The following is an 18,436-nucleotide window of genomic DNA, read 5'->3' on the forward strand; positions in this document are numbered from 1 at the left end:
ATATATAATTAACGACAGGGAGATTCGAATTTGGGAATGAGTACGCCGAAACAAATCGCCGATGGTATGTTGAAAATTTTTGACTCTGGCAAAAAAAGCAGTATTGAGATTTTTGCTAACAGCACGATTAGTGGCTTCATGTCTATTCCAGAAGATCTTTGGATGTTGTCTAAAGATTTTCTAGACTCTGATCATCGCTGGCGCAATGAAACCGATAAAATCAGGCTTATCAGCCTCATTAAAAAAGGTGTAACTTCAGAAGAAGTACGCAGATTAGTGAATGTGGTGATAAAACGTTATTTATGTGGTCTTTCTGAAGAACAATCGAGAGAACTTCTGATAAAAGTTGGGGGTTCGCAAGTTGGTGGCATTGCTTTCAAAATGGCATTTGTGAACGAGTTGGTTTCGTTGTTTATTTCTAAAATAATTCCTCGTTTTTTAGTGTCCGTAGGTGTGACTGGAGTATTAAGTGTGGGGGCGTCTATTTCGAGGTCCATTTATACATCATATGAGCTACGCAATTTAAACAAAGAGATTTATAATCAATTGCGAGGAATTGGTGATTTAGATTTATTATATTTTCTGGTTGAGGATAATATTAAGCCATTTATCATTGCAATCAACTACCAACAAGCTCATGGCGCTATAGATAAAGAAATATTCAACCATTTCCTATCAGGGGTTGGTCGTGTTAAATAAAATCATTAAATACTTATGTGTTTATATTCTTTTGATTTTTTCATTCATTCTATTTTTTACAACTCTAGGTTATTATATTTTTGTATGTGACTGGGGTGGTGATATTATAGCGCTGGCGAAAAATGTGTTTCTTTTGATGTTGCTTATTATCGCATCTCTCGCCATATACTATTTCGCAGAGAGGGTAAAATCAAAGTTGTGATGCGCGACACAATTTGATTAAAATACGAACCCCCATAAAAACAAGGGCGGTGAAAATTATTTTTCCGACAAGCAGTCCAATATTTATTGTATTGAATGATTCAAGCGAAATAATATACCATAATGATTGAAAAATATTGACAAGAGAAAATATGCCAATAATTGAAAGTATAATTATCAATGCTACCGATAGCGCTTTTTTCATTCATCAATCCTTTTTTGCTGTAGTTGGTTGGATTTATTCTAGATTAACCAGGTATTAGTTGTCTAGCACCTGTCCGAAATATTGAACGACAGAAGGGAACTTAGAGTAGTTGCTGTCATAATGCGGCTATTCTGAAGTGGTCTGTACGGTTTAACTCGTCAGGCTTGAGGCAATAGTAAAATATGGATGGTTTTATTCAGCCCCATGCTTTCCTGTTTGCCATATAAGTGCTTTTTCGAAAGCAATAATTTTCATTAACGAAGAGTAGATATTATGGCTATTGATATGTTTCTGAAGGTCGAGGGTGTAACCGGTGAATCAAAAGATTCTAATCACACCGGTTGGACTGATATTACCTCTTTTTCCTGGGGCGCATCCCAGCCGGGTAATATGAGCGTGGGCGGCGGTGGCGGTGCGGGTAAAGTGAATTTCAACGACCTGCACGTAAATGCGCTGATCGACAAATCCACCACCGCGATTCTGAAGCACTGCTCCAGCGGCAAGCACCTGACCAAAGTTGAACTTTCGGTCTGCAAAGCCGGTGGTCAGCAGGTTGAATATGCGCGAATCACCCTCGAAGATGTACTGGTGACTTCCGTGCAGTACACCGGCGCCGATAACGGCGACACCGTTGGCGTAACCTATGCCTTCCAGGCGGCGAAAGTGAAACAGCAGTACTGGGAGCAGACTTCCGCTGGCGGTAAAGGGGCAGAAAGCAGCGCCGGCTGGAATATCAAAGAAAATAAAGAAGCATAATTGCCTACGTGCCGGGGATTTTCCCCGGCCATTCTCAATCAAGGAGGAAGGATACATGGCAAATTTGCAGGAAGGGGGTTTTCGTTCTCTTACTATCGGCGAGATAGCATTGGCACGTTTGGTTTTTGGCGGCGCAATAAAATATTCTGAAGTTAAAGTACATAATAAAAGTTACTTACCATTTAACATGCAATCAAATAATGTTGCAATGACACCTAATGGTGAAATGTATTTCCGAGAGCCGCATTATCGTGATGATTTTTCAACAGAGCCTCCTCGATATAAGCACTGGTTCATACACGAGATGGTTCATGTTTTGCAGCATCAGATTGGAATGAATGTTCGAACCAGAGGGGTATTCAGTTGGGCAGTGAGTTATAATTACTCTTTACCTCCAAACAAGAAATTGTCGAACTTTGGTATGGAACAGCAGGCCTCTATAATTTCAGATTATTATTATCTAATTAATTACGGCTTGGGCGATTTTGTAAACATCACAGGTTTTGAGGGGATTATTGGGCCAAATCTAAGAGATAAATATTTACAGGCGTTATCTTTGTTTATTAAAAACCCTAAAGATCGGCGGACATGGTTATGAGTAAATTTTTTATTATATTGGCGTTCACAATCATGATAAACGCCTGTGTACCTCACCCGGCACAATATCAGACGTTTTCAGTAACACTAAAAAACAATGAACCTTGTTTTGCTCTCCCCGCTAACTCAGGGCTGGAAGCGCCTATCACTAGTTCTTCGCCCACCATTATGAAAAAAACGGCCAATGAATGGAAACCAATATCACCGCCAGCGACGTTCAGCCCTACCGCGATGTTAAATAGCCAGCAGTGTCACCAATGGAGTGGTATTACATGGCAAGCTGGAGAATATGATGTTGCACTAAAGGTGTCTGGTAAAAACGATTCCGTTCGTTATGGTGCTCGATTCTCCTTAGTAGAAAGCGCTTCAGGGCAATTTAAGCTTACACAGACTGAATAAAATGTGCCCCCGCAAACGCCGCCGTTCTTATTTCGAGAGCGGCAGCGTTTGTGCGCCAATCATATCAGCAGGAATAGGCTATGCGATTCACGATTATTTCGACCAAAGCCGGTCATCAGCCCCCGCAGGGGAGCTGTGACTTTTACGCGCCGGGCGGTACCATTGGGCGCGGCACGGACAATAACCTGGTGCTGCCGGATGACGACCGCGCCATTTCTCGCCTGCAGGCCATCGTCCACGTGGCGGCAGACGGCGAGTGCAAAATTACCAATCGCGGCAACGTGACGCGGGTGGTACTCAACGAGATCCCGCTGGAGCGGGGGCGTCAGGTTGAACTCCAGGATGGCGATATCCTCGCCATTGACGACTATCGCATCGAAGTCAGCGATCTGCTGCAGGATAGCCAACCGATCAGCCGAATGGCGGCGAGCGGTCAGCCGCCTGTCACTGCGAAACCGACAACGCCAAACTCAGCCGCAGCGCCCGCCGTGGCGGAAGCCGCGCCAACCGCGGTGCCGTCAGAAATCTGGGATAGCCTGATGCAGGAATTCTCGATTGCCGACAGCATCTCCAGCAGCCGGGCCAAGCCGCAGGCCGATAACGCGCCGAATCCCTTTGCCGAGCCGAAGCCTGCCGAACGTAATCCGGAAGATCCGCTGGCGATGTTCGCTGATAGCGAACCGCTGTTTGAGCGCCCGCCGGTGGCGACGGACGACCTGTTTGCCGATGACACCCCATTTGACCGCGACAGTATCTTTGCCGACGTTACGCCAACGACGCTGGTGCCGCCAGTTGAAAAACCGGCTCAGCCTGTCGCCGATGAGCCGCAGGCAGAATTGGATCCGCTGGCGCTCTTTGGCGGCGACGCTAGCGCCAAAACCGCGCGTCATGACGATCCGCTGGGGCTAATGGGCGGCGCGCCGCTGACATCGGTAGATGCCTTCAGCACCGAAGAGCCTGCTAAAACGGTTGCCGACGAGCCTGATGCCGCTTTTGATTCGCCATTATTAATGACCCAGCCGCCGCAGGAGCCGCCCGCGGCAGCGCGCGAAGAAGCGCCGGAAATAACCTTACCGACGCCGCAGGCCGTGGCGCGGCAAGCCGCCCAGACGCCAAAAGGGCGCTTGCGTATCGATCCCGTACGTCATGAACATCAGGCGACCAGCACGACGCAGCCGGGTAACGGCGAAGTGCTGCAGGGAGAGTTACTGGAAGCCTTACTGGAAGGCATGGGGCTCGGCGATATGCAGCCGGTGCCGCAGTTCGACAAAGAGAATATGCGTCAGCTTGGTCAAATGCTGAGCATGTTCTCGCAGGGCACCGTCGCGCTGCTCTCTTCGCGTTCGATCCTCAAACGCGGCGTCAAAGCCGATATGACCATGGTACTGGACGACGCCAACAACCCGTTCAAGCTGTTGCCTTCCGGGAAAACCGTGCTGATGCAGATGTTCGGCGCGCGGATGCCGGGCTTTATGCCGCCGAAAAAATCGGTACGCGACGCATTGATCGACCTGCAGGCCCATCAGTTAGGGATGATCTCGGGGATCCGCGCCATTATCGCCGCGATGCTGCAGTCCTTTAACCCCGAGCAACTGGAAGAAGAGGCTAAACGCGATGGCCACACTTCGCGCCTGGCGCTTCCGGCCAGCCGGAAAGCTGCGTTATGGGACTATTTTGTCCGTACCTACGGCGAAACCGCCGGGGAAATTGAAGACGATTTCCACACCCTGTTTGGCGAAGCGTTCCTCTATGCCTATGACATGGAAGTGAATCAGTACAAAGACTCACAGAGCGGATCGGAAGAATAATGGACATTACCACGGCTTCTCTTTCCCGCCAGGGAACGCGCGCTAGCAATCAGGATCAGACCGGCGAATGCGTCGGTGAGCGCTCCGCCTGCTTTGTGGTCTGCGACGGCATTGCCGGGTTGCCCGGCGGCGAGGTGGCGGCGGAACTGGCGCGCAACGCGATTCTGGATCGGTTTGACGGCGATAATCACCTGAACGCCCAGACCATTCGCCAGTATGTACAGCAGGCCAACGGCGCCATTCTCCAACAACAGCAGGCGACGCCGGATTATCGGCGAATGGGCACCACGCTGGTGAGCCTGTTTATCGATCGCGATTATAAGCTGGCCTACTGGGCCCACGCTGGCGATAGCCGGTTATACCTGTTTCGCCGCGGCTGGCTGTACCACGTCACCACTGACCACAGTCTGGTCCAACAGATGAAAGATGCCGGACATCAGACCGACGATATTAACAGTAATCTGCTGTACCGGGCGTTAGGCATGGCCAGCGACGGCGCGGAAGCCAGCTATAGCGATGTGGTGCCGGTGGAAGACGGCGATGCCTTTTTGCTCTGTACCGATGGTTTCTGGCACGGCGTTGGCGAAGAGCAGATGAAATCCTCCCTGCAGATGGTCAATACCCCGCAGGAGTGGCTAACCCTGATGAATCAGTATCTTCAGAGAAACAATGACGGCGACCAGGCCTCGCAGGACAACTACAGCGCCGTCGCGGTATGGATGGGCAGTCCGGAAGAGGCGACGCTGCTGCACTCGCTGGCCGACGCCGCGCAATTTTTCCCACTGCGGGATTGAGACAGGCTAAGAAGGATTTTTATGAAACATTGGATATTGGGTGCGGCAATATTTGCCGCCACCGGCGTCGCGCAGGCGGAAAACTACCGTATCGTGCAATCGCCTTCGCAAAAACTGGATGTCTGGATCGATAACATCAAGGGCAACACCGCGCAGAACTGGTGCGCTGATGAAGTGGCGCTACGCATCGTCGCCAACGGCAATAAGAACGTCAAAATACTGGATAACTTCCTGCCGCGCGTCGGCGCCTTAATGCAGCATCAGTGTTCGCGTTTACAGCAGCTGAACTGGACGCTGGTTGACGCGAATAATGGGCATATCGCCCAGGGTAGCGCGGCGAAAAACAAAAAATGGGCGGTAAAAGTCGCGCCCGCCGAGACCGTCGCGGCGGCGGAAAAGCCCGTCGCGCCAGCCTGGCTGCCGCCGGAAGAGAAGGCGGAAAAACTGTCTCCCGCCGCCGACCGCACGCCGTGGCAGGAGTTTACGCTGCAGGGCGGCTGCCGACTGCGCACCTTCTGGCAGGAAAGCGCCGCCGCCTTATTCATTCCCGCCGTTGAATCCGGTAGTTGCGAAAAGGGCGGCTGGCTGAGCGGACGCACCGTCATCACTCAATCAGTGAACGGCGAAGAAAAGCAGAGCACCGTCACGTTCGTGCATGGCTTCCCGGTAGTGGGTCTCAATGCCGCCGCTGACCCCAACAAACTTCTGATCACCGCGGTCAATAACCAACGCATGGTAGTCAGCAATGAAAACGCCCAACAAAGCTGGATGATCCTGCCCTATGTCGCCGGACAAAACGGTTGGCAGATGACCGGCACGCTGGCTATCGAAATGTCCCGCGAACTGGCCAACGATCCGTCGCGTCTACAGGCGCGGATAGAGGCGGCGCGGAGCGTCTGGTCGCCGTGGCTGGCGCCGGATATCAAACTCAACGTTGTGCTGATCGACGGCCTGCACCCGCTGCTGCGTAATCCGGCTGCCAGCGCATGGCGCGCGGCAAACTAAGGAGCGACGATGAACACGCTATATCAACAGCTGGCTGGCGAAAGCGTCGACGCGGCGCTGCAGCGCCTGGAAAGCGACATCAAAAGCCGTCCCGCCGATGCCGATTTACGTGCGGCGTTCGTCCAGTTTCTATGCCTGAGCGGTAACTGGACGCGCGCGTTGGCGCAGCTAAAAAGCTGGCTGGCGCTGAAGCCGCAGGCCCGGCCAACGGTCACCCTGCTGGAACAGAGCATTCAGGGCGAGCAGCAGCGCGATGCGGTATTTGCCGGTAGCGCACGCCCGCAGATGCCGGACAGCCAGTGGCCGTGGCTGTCTGCGCTGGCCTCCGCGCTTTGTGCTGATTCAGAAACCGCCCAGCGACAGCGGATGGCCGCCTTTGAACAGGCGCCCCTTAATCCTGGCAATCTCAATCAGGCGGATACCCCCGCGGTCGCTTTTCACTGGTTGATGGACGGCGACGCGCGTCTGGGGCCGGTTTGCGAACTTATCGTCAATGGCCGGTATTGCTGGCTGCCGTTCGCCGCTATCGCCGAAATTCGTTTTCAGGCCCCGGCGAGCGTCACCGATCTGGTGTGGCGCCATGCGCTGGTGCGCCTGACCGATGGAAGCGAGCAGGTGTGTCAGATCCCCGCGCGTTACCCTGTCACGCCGCAGACGGAGGCGCGCTTCCAGCTGGGCCGCGCCACCGAGTGGCAGCCGCTGGACGACGAAGGCGCGCTGTATCAGGGCCAAGGGCAGAAAGTGTGGCTTAACGATAACAATGAATTCCCGATTCTCTCTCTTGACGTGGTGAGTTTTGCATGAACAAACCGGTACGCGACGGTGACGCGCTGCGCAGCGGCTGGCAGGCGCGTAGCAAGCAAGAGACCATTGGCGCCCGCGATAAGATGCAGCCGTCGCTGCTCGACCGCCTGACCGATAATCAGCCGCAGAAAAAATCGGAGCCGCTTAACAGCAACCTGATCACCCACAGTACGCTGCGCCGTCACGTGCTGCGCGATCTGCAGTGGCTGTTCAATACCATCAATCACGACGATCCGCAGGCGTTGGCCGCGCTGGCGCACGTGCGCCGTTCGGTGGTTAATTTCGGCGTCGCGCCACTGGCCGGGAAACGGATGTCGGACATTGAATGGCAGGATATTCAGCGCAAACTTACCGAGGCAATTATCAGCTTCGAACCGCGCATTCTGCCGCAGGGGCTTCAGGTCCGCTGTATTTCTGATACCCAGTCACTGGATTTACATAACGTCCTGTCGATTGAAATTAAAGGGCGTCTGTGGTGCGTACCGTATCCATTAGAGTTTTTGTTCCGTACCGATGTGGATCTCGAAAATGGCCACTTTGAATTGAAAGACGCGGGGTAACGATGGAAGGCAAACTGCTTGAATATTACAACCGCGAGCTAGCCTATCTGCGTGAGATGGGCGCTGAATTCGCCGAACGCTATCCGAAGGTTGCCGGCAGGTTGGGCATGCGCGGTATTGAGGTCGCCGATCCTTACGTTGAGCGGATGATGGAGGGTTTCGCCTTTCTGACTTCCCGCGTCCAGCTAAAAATGGACGCCGAATTCCCGCGCTTTTCACAGCGTCTGCTGGAGATGATCGCGCCCAATTATCTGGCGCCTACGCCGTCGATGGCGATAGCCGAACTGCAGCCGGACATCAATAAAGGCGATCTGAGTAAAGGTTTCGTGGTACCGCGCGGTACGATGATGGACAGCCAGGTATTGAAGAAAAACGGCGTCACCTGTAGCTACACCACCGCGCACGATGTCACGCTGTTGCCGCTGCGTATTGAGAAAGCCGAACTTGGCGGGATCCCCGCCGATGTGCCGCTGGCCGCGCTTGGGCTCAGCCAGCGCGGCGCCGTCAGCGCTTTGCGCCTGCGCATCAGCTGTGAAGGGGCTCAACATCTTGGTCATTTGACCTTTGACCGGCTGGCGTTTTTCTTAAGCGGCCCGGATATTGAGGCGCTGCGCCTGCTGGAGCTGATTCTTGCCCACCAGGTCGGCGTGGTGTGCCAGACCACCGGGCGCGATCCGCTGCGTTTTTCGCTGAGCGAAGAGGCTATCCAACAAGAGGGATTCGCCGCCAATCAGGCGCTGCTACCGGAAGATCTTCGCAATTTTGACGGCTACCGGTTGCTGCACGAATACTTTGCCTTCCCGGCGCGCTTCCGCTTTATCAGTATTAACGGCCTGAGCAAGCTAATTGGGCAGTGCAAGGAAGAAAAATCATTCGATATCATCATTCTGCTGGATAAAACCGACGACCGCCTGGAACAAGTGGTGGAAGCTAACCACTTCGCGTTGCACTGCACGCCGGTGATTAACCTGTTTCCGAAAATCGCCGCCCGCCAGTCGCTAAGCGATAGCCAGCATGAATACCATCTGGTGGTCGATAACATCCGCCCGCTGGACTACGAAATCTATTCGGTGAGTAAAATTCACGGTAGCGCCGATGGCCACCGCGACGATCGCGAGTTCCGTCCATTCTGGAGTTCGTGGAGCAAGGATGCCGGAGATTACGGCGCTTATTTTTCACTGCGCCGCGAACAGCGGGTGCTTTCCGAACACGCGCTGCGTTATGGCACGCGTACCGGCTATACCGGCTCTGAGACCTTTGTCTCACTGGTCGATGAGCAGCATGCGCCGTGGCAGGAAGATCTGCGTTATATCACCGCCGAGGTGCTGTGCACCAGCCGCGACCTGCCGTTGATGCTACAACAGGAGCTGGGGCAATTTGTGCTGGCGGATTCGCTACCGGTAAAAACATTGAAAATGCGTAGCGGCCCAACGCCGCCGCGCCCGGCGCTGGCGGAAGGGCTCAGCACCTGGCGGCTGATAAGCCAGCTGCAGATGAACTATCTCAGCCTGATGGACGGTGAAAATGGCGAAGGCGCCGCGGCGCTGCGCCAGTTACTTGGGCTGTATGCCGGGCTGGCGGAGACCGCCGTGGCCCGCCAAATCGAAGGGGTACGCCACTGCGTGCTGGAGCCGGTTCATCGCCGGGTGCCGGAGCCGGGACCCATCGTCTTCGCCCGCGGTATCGGCATTACCTTAACCGTAGATGAGCGCGCTTTTTCCGGCGCCAGCCCGTGGCTGTTTGGCAGCGTACTGGAACGGGTCTTTGCCCGGCTGGTGTCGCTCAACAGCTTTACCGAATTCACCTTATGCAGCCAGCAGCGCGGCGAAATCGGCTACTGGGCGCCGCGAATGGGTAAAAGGGCGCTGATATGAGTGAGACGATGGCTACCATTCATCGCCTGACGCCGCTGGCGGACGTTTTCTGGCGCGAGGTTACCGCCGCGCCCTGGCGCTACGATCTTTTTCATCTGCTGCGCCGCATTGACGCGCAAGGAGGCGAACGTTACCCGCTTGGACGCGCGCCGCTGCCGAAATTTGAATCGCTGCGCATCGGGCAAACGCCCTCAATGGGGTTTGCCCCCGCGACGCTGGCCAGCGCGCAAAAACGGGAAAATAGCGCGGTGCATGAGATATCGATTCTCAGCTTCGGTCTGTTCGGCCCCAATGGCCCGCTGCCGGTTCATATGACCGAATACGCCCGCGAGCGTATTCATCATCATCAGGACGACAGCCTGAGCGCTTTTGCCGATCTCTTTCACCACCGCCTGACGCTGCTGTTCTACCGCGCCTGGGCCGACGCGCAGCCAACGGTATCGTTAGACCGTGCGGATAACCGCCGCTTTGAGCGCTACCTCGCCTCACTCATCGGCATGGGCCAGCCGGGGCAACTGGAAAAGGGCGACCTGAGCCCGCATGCGCGTTTCACCCACGCAGGCCATCTCAGCCGCCACGGTCGGGATCCGGAAGGGCTGGAGAAGATCCTGCGAAATTTCTTCAAAGTCCCGGTCAACATTATCAGCAACGTGCCGCAATGGATGCCGCTGACCTCGCGAGAACAAGCGCAGCTGGGGGCGGGAAGGCGTCTGCCTCGCCTGGGCGTCTCGGCGTTTCTCGGCGTCGCGGTACGCGATGTTCAGCATAAATTCCGCCTTGAAATCGGTCCGCTTAGCGCCGCCGAATACGCCCGTTTTCTGCCGGGCGAAAACGCGGTGAACGAATTACGCGATTGGGTCCGCCAGTATCTCGGGATCGAATATGCATGGGACGTCAGGGTACTTATCCGCGGCGATGAAGTACCCGGTACGGTCCTCAGCGGCGACGGCAAACTGGGCTATAGCACCTGGCTTGGCCGCCAGCCAGTCCCCACGCCGCGTGGCGATTTAGTGTTTAGCGTGGAGCAGAGCGACGCCTGATGTCGTCTGCTCTCTGACACCTTTATTAATGTTATCAATGGAACCGAACATGTCAGAAATCAGCCGTGCCGTACTCTTCGGCAAACTGGATACGCTGTTGTTTACCTCGCTGGAAAGCGCAACCGCCTTTTGTAAACTGCGCGGCAACCCTTACGTTGAGCTGGTGCACTGGCTGCATCAGCTGATGCAGCAGCAGGACGGCGACCTGCAACACATTATCCGCCATTTCGCCCTTGATGAGCAGGCGCTGACCCGCGATATCATCGCGGCCCTGGATGCGCTGCCGCGCGGCGCCAGCTCTGTCTCCGACCTTTCTGAGCATATCGATAGCGCCGTCGAACGCGCGTGGGTTTATGGCTCGCTGAAATATGGCGTCAACCGCATCCGCGGCGGCCATTTGTTAATAGGGCTGCTGAAAACCTGGAATCTGGCTAATGTTCTGAAAGGTATTTCGCCGCAGTTTAGCAAAATCAATGTCGATGCGTTGAGCGAGAGCTTTGAGACGCTGCTGGCCGCCAGTAAAGAGAGCCAGCAGGCGGCGGTGGAGACGGCCAACACGGGCGCGACGCCGACGGCGCAGGGCACGCTGGCCCAGTACGGACAGAATCTGACGCAGCGGGCGCAGGAGGGCAAAATCGATCCGGTAGTCGGCCGTGATGAAGAGATCCGCCAGATGGTGGATATCCTGATGCGCCGCAGGCAGAACAACCCGCTGCTGACCGGGGAAGCAGGCGTCGGTAAAACCGCGGTGGTGGAAGGGCTGGCGCGGCGGATCGCCGCAGGCGATGTTCCGCAGCCGTTGCGTAATATTGAGCTGTGGCTGTTGGACATCGGCATGCTGCAGGCCGGTGCGGGCATGAAAGGCGAATTTGAAGCCCGTCTTCAGGCGTTAATTAACGAAGTGCAATCCAGCCCGACGCCGATCGTGCTGTTTATCGACGAGATCCACACTCTAATTGGCGCAGGCGGCCAGCAGGGCACCGGCGATGCGGCGAACCTGCTGAAACCGGCGCTGGCCCGCGGACAGTTACGCACCATCGGCGCGACCACCTGGGCGGAGTACAAAAAATATATTGAAAAAGATCCGGCGCTGACCCGCCGTTTCCAGACGGTGCAAATCCACGAGCCGGATGAAGAGAAAGCGTTGCTGATGCTGCGCAGTACCGTATCGCCGCTGGAGAAACACCATCGGGTGCTGCTGCTTGATGAAGCGGTCAACGCGGCGGTGAAGCTGTCGCATCGTTATATTCCCGCGCGGCAGTTGCCGGATAAAGCGGTAGCGCTGCTGGATACCGCCTGCGCCCGCGTCGCCGTCAGCCAAAGCGCGCCGCCGCCGCAGTTGGAAGATTGCCTGCAGCGCATTGCCGCCCTGGATGTGGAACTAGAGATTGCCCAACGCGAGAACCGGGTGGCGATTGGCGATGCCCGGCGCATTGAGCAACTCAAGCAGGCGCGTCAGCAGCAGGAAACTGAACGCGATACCTTGAGTCGTCGCTGGGAGCAGGAACGCGCGTTGGTTGATGAAGTCATCGCGTTGCGCGCGCAATTGCAGGAGGCCGATGACGACGCCCAGCCGGCGCTGCGCCAGACGCTTAATGAAAAACAGCTGGCGCTAAAAACCCTGCAGGGTGAGATGCCGCTGCTGTTCGCGGCGGTAGATGAGAACGTGGTGGCGGCGGTGGTCGCTGACTGGACCGGCATTCCGCTGGGGCGGATGGTCAAAAATGAAATTGACGCCGTACTGAGCCTGGCCGACACGCTCAACCAGCGAGTGATTGGCCAACGCCACGGGCTGGATCTGATCGCCAAACGTGTGCGCACTTCACGCGCGCGGCTCGACGATCCCAATAAGCCGGTCGGGGTCTTTATGCTTTGCGGGCCATCCGGCGTAGGTAAGACCGAAACCGCGCTGGCGCTGGCAGAAGCGCTGTACGGCGGCGAACAGAACGTTATCACCATCAACATGAGTGAGTTCCAGGAGGCGCATACCGTCTCGACCCTGAAGGGCGCGCCGCCGGGTTACGTGGGTTACGGCGAAGGCGGGGTGCTGACTGAAGCGGTACGCCGCCGCCCGTATAGCGTGGTGCTGCTGGATGAAATCGAGAAGGCGCATCCGGACGTGCACGAAATTTTCTTCCAGGTGTTTGATAAAGGCTGGATGGAAGACGGTGAAGGCCGCCATATCGATTTCCGCAACACAATCATTATCTTAACGTCTAACGTCGGTACCGAGCTGATTAGCGCCATGTGCGCCGATCCGGATCTGATGCCCGAGCCGGAAGCGCTGAGCGGCGCGCTGCGTCAGCCGCTGTTACAGGTCTTCCCGCCAGCGCTGCTTGGCCGCCTGTTGGTGGTGCCGTACTACCCGCTGAGCGATGCGATGCTGGGGCAAATCGTGCGTCTGCAGCTGGCGCGTATTCAGCGCCGTCTGCAGGACAATCACAACATTGTCTGTGAGATTGACGACAGCGTCGTCGAGCAGGTGGTTCAGCGTTGTACCGAAGTGGAATCCGGCGGGCGTATGGTCGATGCGATTCTGACCAACACGCTGCTGCCGCAGATGAGCCAAATTCTGTTAACCGCCAACCGTAACGATGAGCAGTTTACGCAACTGCGCATCAGCTATGCGCAAGGCGAGTTTCATTGTCAGTTTGCCGCGTAACACCATCAGAAAGTGAGTCTTAAGATGACGGATCACGAAAACAATCGGACTGTCCTGAACGCGCTGCCGGTCGGGTATCGTTTTAACGAATTTGAAATAAAGGAAGTGATTGGCGGCGGCGGTTTCGGCATTGTGTATCGCGCCTGGGACCATCAGCTGGAACGTACCATCGCGATAAAAGAGTTTATGCCTTCGTCGCTGGCGGTACGTAACGAAGATATGACCCTGGTACTGCGTAGCGAGCGCTTCAGCAAAGCGTTCTCCGCCGGATTAAACAGCTTTATCCAGGAGGCGCGGCTGCTGGCGCGCTTTAATCATCCCAACTTGCTGCACGTGCTGCGCTTTTGGGTTCAGAACGACACCGCCTATATGGGCACGCTGTTTTATAGCGGCACCACCTTGAGCCGCCTGCGCGAGCAGCAGCCAAACCTCATCGATGAGGCATGGATCCGTCGGATGCTGCCGATGCTATTCGGCGCCATTAAAACCATTCACGACGCCGGCTATTTGCACCGTGATATCTCACCGGAAAATATCCAGATCCAGGATAACGGCCTGCCGGTGCTACTCGATTTCGGTTCGGCGCGCCGGACCATCGGTAATCTCTCCGACGAAACCGAAACCATGCTGCGCCCGGGTTATGCGCCTATCGAGCAGTATACCGACGATAATGACAGCGAACAGGGCGCCTGGACCGATATTTATGCCGTCGGCGCGGTGCTGCATACGCTGATCGTGGGTTCACCGCCGCCGGTGAGCGTGGTGCGGAGTATTCAGGACAACTATCAGCCGCTGGCGGAGCTGAAGCCGGCGGGTTACTCGCTGCCGCTGCTACAGGCGGTGGATAAAGCTCTGGCGCTGCGGGTGGAAGATCGTCCCCAGTCAATCGACGCGTTTGCCGAGCTGATTGAAATGCCGGTGTCCAGTATCGATGACGTCTTGTCGGTCAAAAAAACCGGCACCATGCTGGCGCTGGTCGAAGAGGAAGAACAGGCGCCGGCCGCGACAGACTGGCGGCGCTATAAGGTTCCGGGGATGGTCGCCGCAGGCGTACTGGTCGGTATTATTGCCGGCGGTATGCTGTTCAGCGGCGGCGGCAGCGAGGCGCAACCTGCACAGAGCGCCAGCACCCAGCCGCCAGCGGCGGTTACGCCGCCGGTACCAACGCAGACCGCTAACGCGCAGCCCGCTCCGCCCGTTGCCGTTAAAGAGAGCAAACCTGCAGCGGCGGCGGCGCCTGTTGCTCAGGTTTACGTGCGCATGCGGGAAGGGGAAAAGCTCAAACTCAATGGCGAACCTCATAATACGCAACCGGCCACAAACGGCTTCGCCTCGCTGAAACTGGCGCCGGGACATTATGAAATTACCCTGCAGGGTAATGGACAAACCCGCGAGCAGACGCTGGAGATCGCCAAACCGGGAACCTGGCTTATTAATCCATCGAGTTGATAAGCCAAAACTGACGAGTGAAAGATGAGTATTTTTACTAACGTAATCGTTCTGGCCGTGGCCCTACTGTTTATTTATATTTTTGCGTCATTACTGATTCGCGATGCGAAAAATAAAAAACTCAAAGCGGCTATCCACAATGATGGCGTTGCGGTGTCTGGCACCATCACAAATGTGAGAAGCCGCTCGGGCGGTAATTCCGGGTTTATTAATATTAGCGTCGATTTTAATTACGTTAACGAAAAAGGTGAATTGCTGACCGGTCAGCGGGATATCGTTATTGATATTACGCGTATCCAAAACTTTCAACCGGGAAAGCCGATTCCGTTACGCTACTTGCGCCTTGACCCGCAACAGGTGCTGGTCGATCTGCCGAACCCACTGTTAACGCGCAGCTAGCGCTGCACAAACTGTATCCCCCTGAATGGAATAATATTATGTCTAACAGGATCACCGTTCAGCTACCCGTTGAGGGGCTGCTTTTCTGGAAACTCAGCGGACATGAAGCCATGTCGGAAATGTTCGAGCTCAGCTTAACGCTGCTTGGCAGCGATGCGCGTCTGGATCGCAGCAAGCTGCTTGGCCAGCCGGTCACCGTGACCATTCCGACGCAAAACGCGCTGAGTTCGCGTTATTTCAACGGTAAAATTACCCGCGTGGCGGTGAGCGCCGTTGAACTGAGCGGTATCCGCTACGCCGCTTACCAACTGACCGTTGAACCCGACTTATGGCCGATGAAACTCGACCGCAACCTGCGTATATTCCAGGGGCAGACGGTACCGCAGATCATCAATACGTTGCTGAGTGAATACCAGGTCAACGTTGAGGATAAGCTGAACGGCAGTTACCGCGTCTGGGATTACTGCGTCCAGTATCAGGAAAGTAGTTTCGCCTTTATCAGCCGCCTGATGGAGCTGGAGGGGATTGCCTACCATTTCCGTCACGAGGCGGGTAAACATACGATGGTTCTGACCGATTCAGCCACCCAGCATCAACCGGTAAGCGGCTATGAAACCATTCCCTACCACCAGACGGCATCGGGCGGTATTACCACTGAAGAGGGGATCGGTCAGTGGGCGCTGGAAGATAGCGTGACGCCGGGGATTTACAGCCTCGATGACTATGATTTCCGTAAACCTAACGCCTGGCTGTTTCAGGCGCGGCAGAACCCGGCATCGCCCTCGCCGGGCAGTATCGACGTGTACGACTGGCCGGGGCGGTTTGTCGATCACGGACACGGTGAATTCTACGCCCGTATCCGCCAGGAGCGCTGGCAGGTAGAACATCAGCAAATTCAGGCGTCCGCCACCGCGGTGGGCATCGCTCCCGGCGCAACGTTTACCCTAACCAATGCGCCATTCTTTAGCGATAACGGCGAATATTTGACGACCTCCGCAGATTACTTATTTGAAGAGAACAGCTACGCCAGCGGCGGTAATAGCGATATCTCGCACCAAATCCATTTTAGAGTGATCCCCTCTTCGGTAGTCTATCGCCCGGCGCAGGTAACCGACTGGCCGCGCACCTATGGCCCGCAGACGGCGAAAGTTGTCGGGCCTGAAGGGGAAAGCATCTGGACCGACAGGTATGGACGCATCAAAGTGAAGTTTCACTGGGACCGCCACGCCAAAGGCGATGACACCAGCTCATGCTGGGTTCGCGTGTCGAGCGCCTGGGCAGGCCAGGGCTTTGGCGGCGTGCAAATTCCCCGCGTCGGCGATGAAGTGGTCATTGATTTTATCAACGGCGATCCTGACCGCCCGATCGTCACCGGACGTGTGTATAATGAAGCCAGCATGCCGCCATGGGATCTCCCCGGCGACGCCACCCGGATGGGCTTTATGACGCGGAGTAAGGATGGGAATATTGATAACAGCAGTTTCTTGTTCTTCGAAGATAATCCGGGCAATGAATCCGTCGAGATGCATTCAGAGAAAGATATGAAGATCTCGGTAGAGAATGATAAACATGTAACTATTGATGGTTGCCGTACTACCACAATAGGAAAAGAGCAAAGTGATACTGTCGTTGGTGATTCATCCTTTCATTATCAGAAGAAAAGAACAACTAAGGTAGAAGATCTAGAGCTGCAAGAATATAATAATGGTGAAGAAACTATAATTAAAAACGGTCGAAAAACAGATATACAAAATGGAGGTGACATCCGAAAAATTAAAGGTGATCGCGAGCTAACTCTGGATGGGAATAACAATGAGGAAGTTCTCGCCAATGAAACCATTCATATCAATGGGAAAAAAGAAACGACAATTGGTAACGGAGATGTATTCACTATAAAATCTGGAGGGCAAAAACAAAATATTCAGGGGAAAGTTAATGTAGATATAGATGGCGCCTGGATGCAAACCGTTACAGGAAAAGTGAAGATTGAATCACCAGAAGAAATAGTAATAAAAAGCAAAACAAAAGTTTTTATTGACTCTCCCGTTTTTGAACATAACGATGTAGAAAAGAAAAGCTTTGCCCAAAATGCAATGGATTTCATCGGCCAATATGTTACAATTTCAACAGGAAGTGTCGCCTTTAAGGGTGTTAGCTATGCAGCAACAGGAATAAATATTTCACATCAAGGAATGACATTTGGTCGTACCGTTATCAATGCTCAACGAGTCGAAGGGGCTCGGGTTGACAGCGGCAGTCTAAGAACCGCATTATTTGCACTTCATATGTTAATGTAGTCAGAGGATTATATGTCTATCTCTTGGGTTATAAATGCAGTATTGACGTTTTTAATTATTTTTGTGTGTTTTTATTTCGCAAATAGAATAGTGAAAAATTCACAACAGAGAGAGCACAGTATAATGGAACAGGGAGATGATGTTTATGTTACAATTTTATCAATGAAGCAAAGCGGAGTTTTCATAAACAACAATCCTGTAGTAACAATGGACTTGAGGGTGGCAAATGCTGCTGATAACAAAACATGGCTACTCGAAAAACATGATGAAACCATACAATTAATAGCTCTTGATGCTTACCAGGTTGGTTCTATTTATAGAGCTAAACTAGATAGTAAAACTAAATCCATTGTTTTTGTTACAGACCCTTCCAATGGGAAACCTTTGGCAATTTCTAATGTGCCTCGTTAGAAACGACGCGTTTTAACATGCCAGGTGCAGGTATGAATTTTCTTTCTGAACACTCAGGCCCTATTGCGTTAGGTGTAATGTTGATATTCATCTTCATCTGTCTCAGAGGATTAAAGGGACAGAAGGAAGATTTTAGTGAAATAAGAAATTGGGTTGCAAGAGACAACTGGAACGGCGAATTAGCAACAGGGAAATTAAAAGAATGGAAACAAACATCAACTACCAATAATTTTGACCATTTCTATATTTTTACTATCGAGTCTAATTTGAGTGGTGAAGCTCAAACATATAAAGCAGCAACTGTGTTAAAGACCTCTGAAGTCATTAAATTAAAAAAGGATATGCCTGTAATGTTCAAATACCAGGGAGTACCCCCAAAAAAAACAGCAGTCATGAGCGTAGGCTAATACTAGTCGATGCACGACATATAATTGCTGCTTTACCCTTTGATAGGGAACATGGCATAGAAACGGCCT

Annotated in this window: 18 protein-coding genes; 17 read left to right on the plus strand and 1 reads right to left on the minus strand. The window is 53.9% G+C overall.

Translation table 11 applies throughout. The features are described from left to right. The first annotated feature begins 36 nt into the window (after nt 1-36). Nucleotides 37-699 carry a hypothetical protein gene (locus PGR23_RS05800; protein ID WP_047048468.1) on the plus strand — a complete coding sequence of 221 codons (663 nt, stop codon included), beginning with the start codon at nt 37-39 and terminating at the stop codon, nt 697-699. Nucleotides 700-889: 190 nt separating this feature from the next. Here PGR23_RS05800 and PGR23_RS05805 read toward each other — a convergent pair whose 3' ends face one another. Then, complete coding sequence (locus PGR23_RS05805) at nt 890-1,105, minus strand: hypothetical protein (protein WP_047079156.1); 216 nt, start codon at nt 1,103-1,105, stop codon at nt 890-892. Nucleotides 1,106-1,378: 273 nt separating this feature from the next. Between PGR23_RS05805 and PGR23_RS05810 the strand changes: the two genes are divergently transcribed. From PGR23_RS05810 to PGR23_RS05885, 16 genes are all read left to right on the plus strand, one after another. Next, nucleotides 1,379-1,861, plus strand: a complete 483-nt coding sequence (locus PGR23_RS05810) for an Hcp family type VI secretion system effector (RefSeq protein ID WP_015366565.1) — start codon at nt 1,379-1,381, stop codon at nt 1,859-1,861. A 55-nt stretch (nt 1,862-1,916) separates the two neighbouring features. Next, nucleotides 1,917-2,459, plus strand: a complete 543-nt coding sequence (locus PGR23_RS05815; protein WP_348876648.1) for a hypothetical protein — start codon at nt 1,917-1,919, stop codon at nt 2,457-2,459. Further along, the gene (locus tag PGR23_RS05820; RefSeq protein WP_072058240.1) at nt 2,450-2,857 is read left to right on the plus strand and encodes a putative T6SS immunity periplasmic lipoprotein; all 408 of its coding nucleotides are present in this window, start codon (nt 2,450-2,452) and stop codon (nt 2,855-2,857) included. The genes PGR23_RS05815 and PGR23_RS05820 overlap by 10 nt, the downstream gene beginning before the upstream one ends. 80 nt (nt 2,858-2,937) lie before the next feature. Next, nucleotides 2,938-4,665 (plus strand): type VI secretion system-associated FHA domain protein TagH, encoded by a 1,728-nt coding sequence (tagH, locus tag PGR23_RS05825; protein ID WP_047048460.1) that lies wholly within the window; start codon nt 2,938-2,940, stop codon nt 4,663-4,665. Then, complete coding sequence (locus tag PGR23_RS05830; RefSeq protein WP_015705455.1) at nt 4,665-5,459, plus strand: PP2C family protein-serine/threonine phosphatase; 795 nt, start codon at nt 4,665-4,667, stop codon at nt 5,457-5,459. The genes tagH and PGR23_RS05830 overlap by 1 nt, the downstream gene beginning before the upstream one ends. 21 nt (nt 5,460-5,480) lie before the next feature. Further along, nucleotides 5,481-6,464 carry a hypothetical protein gene (locus PGR23_RS05835; protein WP_063447110.1) on the plus strand — a complete coding sequence of 328 codons (984 nt, stop codon included), beginning with the start codon at nt 5,481-5,483 and terminating at the stop codon, nt 6,462-6,464. 9 nt (nt 6,465-6,473) lie between these two features. Next, entirely contained in the window at nt 6,474-7,268 is a 795-nt protein-coding gene (locus PGR23_RS05840; protein ID WP_047079160.1) for a type VI secretion system accessory protein TagJ, read from the plus strand. Further along, complete coding sequence (gene tssE / locus PGR23_RS05845; protein ID WP_015705452.1) at nt 7,265-7,828, plus strand: type VI secretion system baseplate subunit TssE; 564 nt, start codon at nt 7,265-7,267, stop codon at nt 7,826-7,828. Before PGR23_RS05840 ends, tssE begins: the two co-directional genes overlap by 4 nt. A 2-nt stretch (nt 7,829-7,830) precedes the next feature. Continuing rightward, nucleotides 7,831-9,702 (plus strand): type VI secretion system baseplate subunit TssF, encoded by a 1,872-nt coding sequence (tssF, locus tag PGR23_RS05850; RefSeq protein ID WP_015705451.1) that lies wholly within the window; start codon nt 7,831-7,833, stop codon nt 9,700-9,702. Continuing rightward, nucleotides 9,699-10,742 (plus strand): type VI secretion system baseplate subunit TssG, encoded by a 1,044-nt coding sequence (gene tssG, locus PGR23_RS05855; RefSeq protein ID WP_380377283.1) that lies wholly within the window; start codon nt 9,699-9,701, stop codon nt 10,740-10,742. Before tssF ends, tssG begins: the two co-directional genes overlap by 4 nt. Nucleotides 10,743-10,791: 49 nt before the next feature. Then, nucleotides 10,792-13,404 carry a type VI secretion system ATPase TssH gene (gene tssH, locus PGR23_RS05860; RefSeq protein ID WP_396279679.1) on the plus strand — a complete coding sequence of 871 codons (2,613 nt, stop codon included), beginning with the start codon at nt 10,792-10,794 and terminating at the stop codon, nt 13,402-13,404. Nucleotides 13,405-13,428: 24 nt separating this feature from the next. Further along, on the plus strand, nt 13,429-14,853 hold the full coding sequence (locus PGR23_RS05865; protein ID WP_032708081.1) for a serine/threonine protein kinase: 1,425 nt from the start codon (nt 13,429-13,431) through the stop codon (nt 14,851-14,853). A gap of 24 nt (nt 14,854-14,877) precedes the next feature. Further along, nucleotides 14,878-15,252: a DUF3592 domain-containing protein gene (locus PGR23_RS05870; RefSeq protein WP_045360893.1), complete on the plus strand. Its 375-nt coding sequence runs from the start codon at nt 14,878-14,880 to the stop codon at nt 15,250-15,252. A gap of 38 nt (nt 15,253-15,290) precedes the next feature. Beyond that, entirely contained in the window at nt 15,291-17,549 is a 2,259-nt protein-coding gene (locus tag PGR23_RS05875) for a type VI secretion system tip protein TssI/VgrG (protein ID WP_141238710.1), read from the plus strand. A gap of 12 nt (nt 17,550-17,561) precedes the next feature. Next, entirely contained in the window at nt 17,562-17,960 is a 399-nt protein-coding gene (locus PGR23_RS05880) for a hypothetical protein (RefSeq protein WP_045360889.1), read from the plus strand. A gap of 32 nt (nt 17,961-17,992) precedes the next feature. Next, on the plus strand, nt 17,993-18,367 hold the full coding sequence (locus PGR23_RS05885; RefSeq protein WP_021469585.1) for a hypothetical protein: 375 nt from the start codon (nt 17,993-17,995) through the stop codon (nt 18,365-18,367). Nucleotides 18,368-18,436 lie beyond the last annotated feature (69 nt).

Origin of the sequence: Klebsiella sp. 141162, assembly GCF_050600755.1 — a bacterium.
GTDB classification, from domain to species: Bacteria; Pseudomonadota; Gammaproteobacteria; order Enterobacterales; family Enterobacteriaceae; genus Klebsiella; species Klebsiella aerogenes.